The sequence below is a fragment of the Halomonas sp. ANAO-440 genome (assembly GCF_019915905.1).
Lineage (GTDB): Bacteria > Pseudomonadota > Gammaproteobacteria > Pseudomonadales > Halomonadaceae > Halomonas > Halomonas chromatireducens.
In genome coordinates, this window is the sequence record NZ_JAHXBV010000024.1 from 120,638 (window position 1) to 128,737 (window position 8,100).

Sequence of the window (8,100 nt, forward strand, 5' to 3'; positions counted from 1 at the left end):
AACATATTTCTAGCCGGACAATGCTCGCACGACGGGCGTCCGATCTCATGAAAAGGGAACACCATGAAAATGAAAACCGACCTCTTCCGTCCCCGTCGACTGGCCAAGGCCATCATGCTGGGCTCATCGTTGACGCTCCTTCCGATTACGGCTGCCGTGGCGCAGAGCCTGCCCCCGGGTATGGCAGCCCCGGGCTCGGCCGACCTTCAGCAGGTGATACGTCAGGCCCTCACTACCAACCCTGAAGTTCAGGCAGCCTGGAATGGCCTGAGCGCCGCCGGTCACGATGTTGGTGTGGCTCGCGGCAACTACCTGCCAAGTATCGATGTGGCCGCCGGCATAGGGCGCGAATATACCGAAGGGGATGGCCGCGGCAGCTACGATACGGATTTCGCTGAACTGACACTCAGCCAGATGATCTACGACGGCTTCGCCACGCGTAGCGAAGTCGAGCGCCTGGATCGTGCCAAGCTGGTGCGCTACTACGAGTTGCTGGGAGCGAGCGAGAACGTGGCACTGGAGGCGGCGCGGGCCTATCTGGATGTCAATCGTTATCGGGATCTGGTAAGGCTGGCTCAGGAAAACTATGCCGAGCATCAGCGGGTCTTTGACCAGATTGAGGAGCGGGTGCGCTCCGGCGCCGGTCGTGGGGTCGATCTCCAGCAGATCTCCGGTCGATTGGCGCTGGCTGAGTCCAACCTGATGACCGAAGCATCCAACCTGCACGATGTGACGTCACGATATCAGCGGATCGTGGGGTCACTGCCTGCCGAGAATCTGGCGCCAGCGCCGCAGCTCGACGACCGCCTGCCGCCTTCGGTGGCCGACGCGGTCAACATGGCCTTCGAGGGTAATCCCGACTTCCATGCCGCCATCGAGAATATCGAGGCGTCACGGGCCGAACAGGCTGGCACCCGAGCGGGCTTCCAGCCGCGGCTGGATCTGCGTGGCCGAACCGGCACCAATAATGAAAGCGGCATTGCGGGCCGTCGGGACCAGCACAGCATCGAGCTGGTGGCGAGCATGAACCTCTATCGTGGTGGCAGTGACCTTGCCTCCTTCCGTGCCGCCAGCGATCGTGTCGAGCAGTCGGTCAACCTTCGTGACAAGGCGTGTAACGATGTCAGGCAGACCACCCAGATTGCCTACAACGACACGCAGCGCCTCCGCGAGCAGATGCAGTACCTGAACGAGCACCGCCAGTCCATCGATCGCGTTCGCGGCGCCTACCAGCAGCAGTTCGATATCGGTGAGCGTACACTACTCGACGTGCTGGACAGCGAGAACGAATACTTCGAGGCCAGCCGTGCTTATGTGAACGCCGAATATGACGTCGTGCTTGCCGATGCCCGCACCCTGGCGGCCATGGGGCAACTGATGCAGGTTCTGGGTGTGGCGCGCGACGACATGCCGAGCCTGGCCGAGATGGGCAGCGACGGCGTCGAGCTCGACCCCAGCGTGATCTGCCCGGTGGAGGGCCCGGCCGGCTTTACCCTGGCCGACCTGACCGGTGGCGTGACTGCCCCTGCGCCCGTCCGGGGGCCGGATGTCACCCTGTCGGCCGACGCCCTGTTTGCCGTAAACAGCGCCGACCTTACCCCCAACGCCAGAAACGAGCTGGATGCGCTGGTCACACAGATTCGTGACCGGGAAAATCTTGGTGGCGTCTTTATCGCCGGCCACGCCGACAGCACCGGTACCGACGCCATCAACGATCCTCTGTCACAGCGCCGAGCCGATAGCGTTGCCGACTACCTGGTCAGCCAGGGTGTCCCACGCAACCTGATCGAGACGCGGGGGTACGGCTCACGCCAACCCGTGGCCAGCAACGACACCGCGCAGGGTCGTCAGCAGAACCGCCGTGTCGAGGTGACCCTCGAAACACGTCAGGAGAACGCCAGCCGACTGCAACAGCAAGGAGGGCAGGAGGAAGCCGTGTTCGGCAGCGTGCCGAACCCTGCAGTGCAGGCTCCGGAAGCGGTTGAGCAGGCGGTGGAGGCAGTCTCGGACATATATGCCAGCATTCCGCTGGAAGTGGTAGAGTTCGAGCGCGCCGAAACGGCATCTGTCGTGCCCGAAAATGCCGTTTTTCTGCAGGTGGCGGCGCTGTCACACGAGGCGTCGGCGCTTGGCCTGCGTGATGAGCTGAGCCGGGCGTTGGAGCGTCCTGCTACACTCGCCAGCGGTGCCGGCCTGCATCGTGTGCGCCTGGGGCCGGTCGACTCTCGCGAACTGGATGAGCTTCAGGCTCGACTTGACCAGATGGGATATCACGATGCCTATGCGGTGCGTGGCTAGGGACGAGCAACCCACTCCCTATGAGCCCGGTTACGGCCGGGCCATTGCCTGATGTCAGGCCGCACGTACGCTGCGGCCTGCATTGTTCCCGCTTTCGCTAGAGGTGGCTGTGACCCGACAGGAAAAACTTGAACCGGCGCCGGAGTCGGCGCGGTCCGCAGTGCGAGACGAGCTGCTCGCCTGTCTGCAAAGTATTGCCCTTGCGCATGACCATGGTGTCACGGCCGAATCCTTGACCGCAGGTCTGCCCCTGGAGGATGGCAGGCTGACGCCTGGCGTCTTTCCTCGCGCTGCCAGCCGTGCAGGCATGACGGCGCGAATCGTCAAGAGCCGGCTGGTGCAGCTTAATCCTGCCCTCTTCCCCGTCGTCCTGCTGCTCGAGCCGGGTCGTGCCTGCGTGCTTGTCGCCCTGGATATCAAGACACGCCAAGCCCAAGTCATCTTCCCCGAACTGGGGGATGCCGTCACCGAAGTTAATCTCGATGGCTTGCTCAACAGCTACAGTGGCCAGGCCATCTATGTACGTCCGCGGTTCCGTTTCGACGAGCGCGGCCCGGAAGTGAAGAAGCAGCGGGCTCGCCACTGGTTCTGGGGTGTCATTCGAGAGAATCGCAAGCTCTACCGTGATGTCATTATCGGCTCCTTCCTGATCAATCTCTTTGCGGTGGCAATGCCGCTTTTTGTACTCAATGTCTACGATCGAGTGGTGCCCAACCAGGCGACGGAGACGCTCTGGGTGCTGGCAGCCGGGATCTTCGTCGTGCTCTGCTTCGACCTGGTGCTGCGCCTGATGCGCAACGCCTTCGTTGATCTTGCTGCCAGTCGGGCCGACGTAAAGCTTTCCTCCTCCATCATGGCCCGGGTACTGGGCCTGCGCATGGAAGCCCGGCCGGCTTCCACTGGCTCCTTCGCAGCCACGCTGCAGTCCTTCGAATCGGTTCGGGCGTTCATCGGCTCAGCAACGGTGGTCTCCCTGGTCGACCTGCCGTTCGTGCTGCTGTTTGCCGGCATCATTGCACTGATCGGCCCGCCATTGGTGCTGCCCGTGATTGTCGGCATCCTGTTTGTCCTGCTCTATGCCATGGCGGCCCAGGGCAAGCTGCATGAACTTTCCGAAACCACATGGCGGATCGGTGCGCAGCGCAATGCCACGCTGGTGGAGTCGATCTCGCACCTGGAAACCGTCAAGACTCTGCGTGCCGAGAGCCGTATCCAGGGATCCTGGGAGAAGGCGAGCGCCTTTCTGTCGCGCACCGCGGCTCAGTTACGCCTGGTCAGCTCTTCGGTCACCAGCGTGGCGCAATGGGCGCAGCATAGCGTCGCCGTCTGCGTGATCATCATCGGCGTCTACCTGATCATCGACGGACAGCTGACCCAGGGGGGGCTGATCGCCGCCTATCTCCTCTCCTCTCGGGCCATGGCGCCGGTCAGCCAGGCAGCGGCGCTGTTGGCGCAGTATCACCAGTCATCCACGGCCTTGCAGTCGCTCAATGGGGTGATGGAGCGGCCGGTGGAGCGGCCGGAAGGCAAGCAGTTCATCAGCCGGCCCGTTATTCGCGGTGAAATCCGCTTCGACAAGGTGACGCTGCGCTATCCGGATGAAGAGCGCGATGCGCTGCGCGATATCTCGTTGAAGATCGAGCCTGGTGAGAAGGTAGCGCTGCTGGGCCGTGTCGGATGTGGCAAGTCGACGTTGAACAAGCTGATGCTGGGCCTCTACCAGCCCACCGGCGGAGCCGTTCTGGTCGATGGGGTGGACATTCGACAGTTCGACCCTATCCAGTTGAGGCGCCATATCGGCTATGTACCCCAGGATGTGAGCCTCTTCTTTGGGTCGCTGCGTGACAACGTGGTGGCGGGCGGCGGTAGCGATGGGGTGGACGACGAAGCACTGCTGCGTGCGATCGAGCTGGCCGGCCTGCAGGGCCTGGTCAACTCACACCCCCACGGCGTGGACCTGCAGGTGGGCGAGCGCGGCCAGTCGCTATCCGGCGGCCAGCGCCAGGCCGTTGCCATTGCCCGGGCGCTGGTTCACGACCCTCAGATACTGCTGCTGGATGAGCCGTCCAGCGCCATGGATCATGCCAGCGAAGAGACCTTCAAGGCGAACCTGAAGACCTATGCCAAGGGCAAGACCATGGTCGTCGTCACTCACCGAACATCGTTGCTGTCGCTGGTCGATCGCATCATCGTCATCGACGCCGGCAAGGTGGTCGCTGATGGTCCTCGCGACAAGGTGGTCGAGGCCTTGCGCAAGGGACAGATCGGGAGGGCAAGCTGATGGCTAAGCAGAAGGGACCCACGGCCGAACAGCAAGGCTTCGAGGCAATCGGACGGTTTTCCGAGGTGGGCGGCAAGCCGTTTCGGCCGTTCATCGATCGTCTCTTTTCCCGGCGGGTCACATCGGCTCACCTCAATCGTGACTGGGCCAGCGACGCCGACTGGGCGCGCATGCAGCAGGACCCGATTCGAGCGCGGGCCTTCCTCTACACCTTTGCGCTTGCCGTGGCGGCGCTGATCACCTGGTCATACTTCGCCTCCATCGACGAAGTGACGCGTGGCACCGGGCGGGTAATACCCTCAAGCCAGCTGCAAAAGGTGCAGACCTTCGACGGCGGCGTGGTGCAGGAGATCCTGGTTCGGGAAGGACAGCTGGTGGAGGCGGGTGAGGTGCTGATGCGCATCGACCCCACCCGCTTTGTGGCCACTTTTAGAGAGAACCGGGCCCAGGCCCTGACGCTGAAAGCCCGCGCCGAGCGCCTGCGCGCGTTGATCACGGATACCCCGTTCGATCCCGATGAGGAATTGCGTGTCGAAGCACCCCATATCGTGGCTCAGGAGCGGGAGGTCTACGAGAGTCGCCGCGAAGAGTTGCGGGAGCAGGAAAGCATACTTCGTGACCGCATCCGCCAACGCGAAGAGGAGCTCAACGAGGCAAAAGCACGGCGGGATACCGCCCAGCGCGAGGCAAACATGGCCGGACAGGAATTGAACCTGACCCGGCCCCTGCTGCAGTCCGGTGCTGTCTCCGAGGTGGATATTCTAAGGCTGGAACGTGAGGTCTCGCGGGCCACCGGTGAGCGCAACCAGGCGGCATCGGCTGTGGCTCGGCTTGAAGCAGCGGTAGAGGAGTCGCGAACACAGCTGCGTGAAGTAGGTATCGAGAGGCGAAGCGACTGGCGTAACGACCTGGCCCAGACCATGGGCGACCTCAATGCGCTGGATGAGTCCAGCGCCGGACTCGAGGATCGGGTGCGGCTGGCGGAGGTGCGATCCCCCGTGGCTGGCGTGGTGCAGCGCCTGGCGATTAATACCATCGGTGGGGTGGCCCAGGCCGGCCAGGAAATCGTGGATATCGTGCCCAGCGATGACCAGTTGCTGGTCGAGGCGCGAATCGCTCCACAGGACATTGCCTTCCTGCGCCCCGGTCAAGCCGCAACGATCAAGCTGACCGCCTATGACTTCGCCATCTATGGCGGCCTGCAGGCCGAATTGGACCATATCAGTGCCGATACCATTACCGACGATGATGGCAATACCTTCTACCTGGTCCGCGTGCGGACGGTCGAGGGCGAGGAACTCGCAGATGAACTGTCGGTGATACCCGGCATGACCGCCCAGGTCGATGTCATGACCGGCAAGCGTACCGTTATGCAGTACCTGCTAAAGCCCGTTCTTCGGGCATGGAGCGACTCTATGGGAGAGCGTTGATGGCACATTTCTTCGTTTGTCACGGGCGCGACGAGATTCCTCGCTGGCGCATGGCATTTCCCGAATCCAGCAGGGTGGGGCCGACCCAGGCCCTGGAGCGGGTAGGGCAGGGCGATCTGGCATGGGTCATGAGCAACCTCGACGGCTGGGAGACGCTGGTGCGGAACCTCGTGAACCGAGGCGCAGTTCTGGTCGTGCTGAGCTACTCCCCGGCCCCCGCGGAAGCCTCACTCGCCCTGAATGCCGGCGCCCGCGGCTATGCCCACGCGCTTTCCCCTGCGGTGCTGCTGCAGCAGGTGGCGCTGGTTACTACCAACCAGGGCATCTGGGTATTGCCCGAGCTGTTGAATAGCGTGGTAGCAGGAACCTTCAAGGCACTGGGAGGCCATGCGCGCATGCACGGCGATACCCTGGCGGCGTTGACCGAACGGGAGCGAACAGTGGCTCTCGCCGTGGCCGAAGGCAAGAGCAACAAGGTCGTCGCCCGAGAACTCGATATCACCGAACGTACCGTCAAGGCGCATCTGGGAGCAATTTTCCGCAAGCTTGGCCTCCGTGACCGCATGCAGCTGGTGCTGCGGCTTTCCCAGCAGGAAGTTGGCATTGCTGATCATAGTCACTGATTTTCCGCGTCTATTTGCGTTACTTTCCGTTACCCCGCCCGACCGTCGTGTCGGGCGTTTCTCATCCAGGCCCTGTCCATCGGTCCAATATCAATGCAGTGCTTCGTAACCTAGTGTGACAGCATAAGCCAGTAATGGGCCGGCCTTTGGTAATCGGCCGATCTCGTTCAGGCGTTGATAATGATCAAGTCCGCAGGGAGTCACCACATGAGCATTGCTACTGTCGTATCAATTTCCGGTCAGGCCTGGGCGCGAGACGCCGATGGCAACATGCGTGAGCTACGTGTGGGTGACACCCTGGCAGAGGGGGAGTCGCTGGTCACGTCCGATAACGGTCGCGTCGAGCTCGATTTTGCCGACAGCCTGGATCCAACCGTTATCGAAGGTGGCCAGGTCGTCGCCATGACGCCTGAACTCGATGCCGACCTGCCTGTGGACATGGGCGAGTTCAGCGCCCTAGACGAAGACCTGGAAGCCTTGCTGGCCGCCCTGGAGGACGACGAAGTCGACCTGCTCGAAGTGCTTGATGCCACTGCGGCCGGCGCCGGCCCGGGTGGCGGCGCCGATGGTGGCCACAGCTTCGTTCAGTTGGCTCGTATCGCCGAAAACGTCGACCCACTGGCGTTTGAGTTTGGAGTGGGTACGTTCGAAGAGCCGCCGGAAATTGAAGGAGCAGGGGTGTTGGTTGCTGAAGCGGATGAAGAGCCGGAGCTTGAGCCTATACCCGAGCCGGAACCTGAGCCCGAGCCGGAACCTGAGCCCGAGCCCGAGCCCGAGCCCGAGCCCGAGCCCGAGCCTGAGCCCGAGCCCGAGCCCGAGCCTGAGCCTGAGCCCGAGCCCGAGCCCGAGCCCGAGCCTGAGCCCGAGCCGGAACCTGAGCCTGAGCCCGAAGAACCGGATGTCGTGGCTCCTACCGCTGGTAGCGTGGAAGTTAGCCTTTCCGATGCGCTAGTCGATGAATCAGGCTCTATCGTTAGCGGGACATTGCCTTTTTCTTTTGGTAATGGTTCGAACGGCGCCGTAACATTTAGCAATATGAATGGTGTGGAAGCGACAGTAGGTCAGGAAGCACTTGTTTACAGTTGGGATGCAGATACCAATACCTTGACTGCTTTCTCACCTGATCGTGATCATAACGTTTTTATCATTGAGATCGATTCCGGTACTGGGGCATTCACGATTACGCAGTTGAATGCTCTTTTGCATGCAGAAGGGACGGACGAAGCCCTGGCTAGTCTGGTTTACACGGTTACCAGTAGTAGTGGTGCGGCTACTGGGACATTTGGTGTAACTATCCTCGACGACGCTCCGATTGCCGTCGACGACAGTGACAGTGTGGCGGCCGGTGAATTCACGCTGGAGGAAGAAGGCAACCTGCTCGAGAACGACCAGCAGGGCGCCGACGGTGCGCGTATTACCGACGTTGACGGCACCGAAGTCCCGGCCGAGGGCACGGTCGACATCACCG

Annotated in this window: 5 protein-coding genes; all 5 read left to right on the top strand. The window is 62.2% G+C overall.

Annotated features, from left to right (window positions below; translation table 11 throughout):
- The first annotated feature begins 63 nt into the window (after positions 1 to 63).
- The gene (locus tag KZO25_RS15925) at positions 64 to 2,298 is read left to right on the top strand and encodes a TolC family outer membrane protein (protein ID WP_223137720.1); all 2,235 of its coding nucleotides are present in this window, start codon (positions 64 to 66) and stop codon (positions 2,296 to 2,298) included.
- A 109-nt stretch (positions 2,299 to 2,407) separates the two neighbouring features.
- Positions 2,408 to 4,579, top strand: coding sequence for a type I secretion system permease/ATPase (locus KZO25_RS15930; RefSeq protein WP_316935716.1), 2,172 nt, complete (start codon positions 2,408 to 2,410; stop codon positions 4,577 to 4,579).
- Positions 4,579 to 6,009, top strand: a complete 1,431-nt coding sequence (locus tag KZO25_RS15935; protein ID WP_223137721.1) for an HlyD family type I secretion periplasmic adaptor subunit — start codon at positions 4,579 to 4,581, stop codon at positions 6,007 to 6,009. Before KZO25_RS15930 ends, KZO25_RS15935 begins: the two co-directional genes overlap by 1 nt.
- Positions 6,009 to 6,632: a LuxR C-terminal-related transcriptional regulator gene (locus tag KZO25_RS15940; protein ID WP_223137722.1), complete on the top strand. Its 624-nt coding sequence runs from the start codon at positions 6,009 to 6,011 to the stop codon at positions 6,630 to 6,632. Before KZO25_RS15935 ends, KZO25_RS15940 begins: the two co-directional genes overlap by 1 nt.
- Positions 6,633 to 6,839: 207 nt before the next feature.
- Positions 6,840 to 8,100, top strand: a 1,261-nt coding sequence (locus tag KZO25_RS15945) for a retention module-containing protein (protein ID WP_223137723.1), incomplete at its 3' end; no start/stop codon positions are given.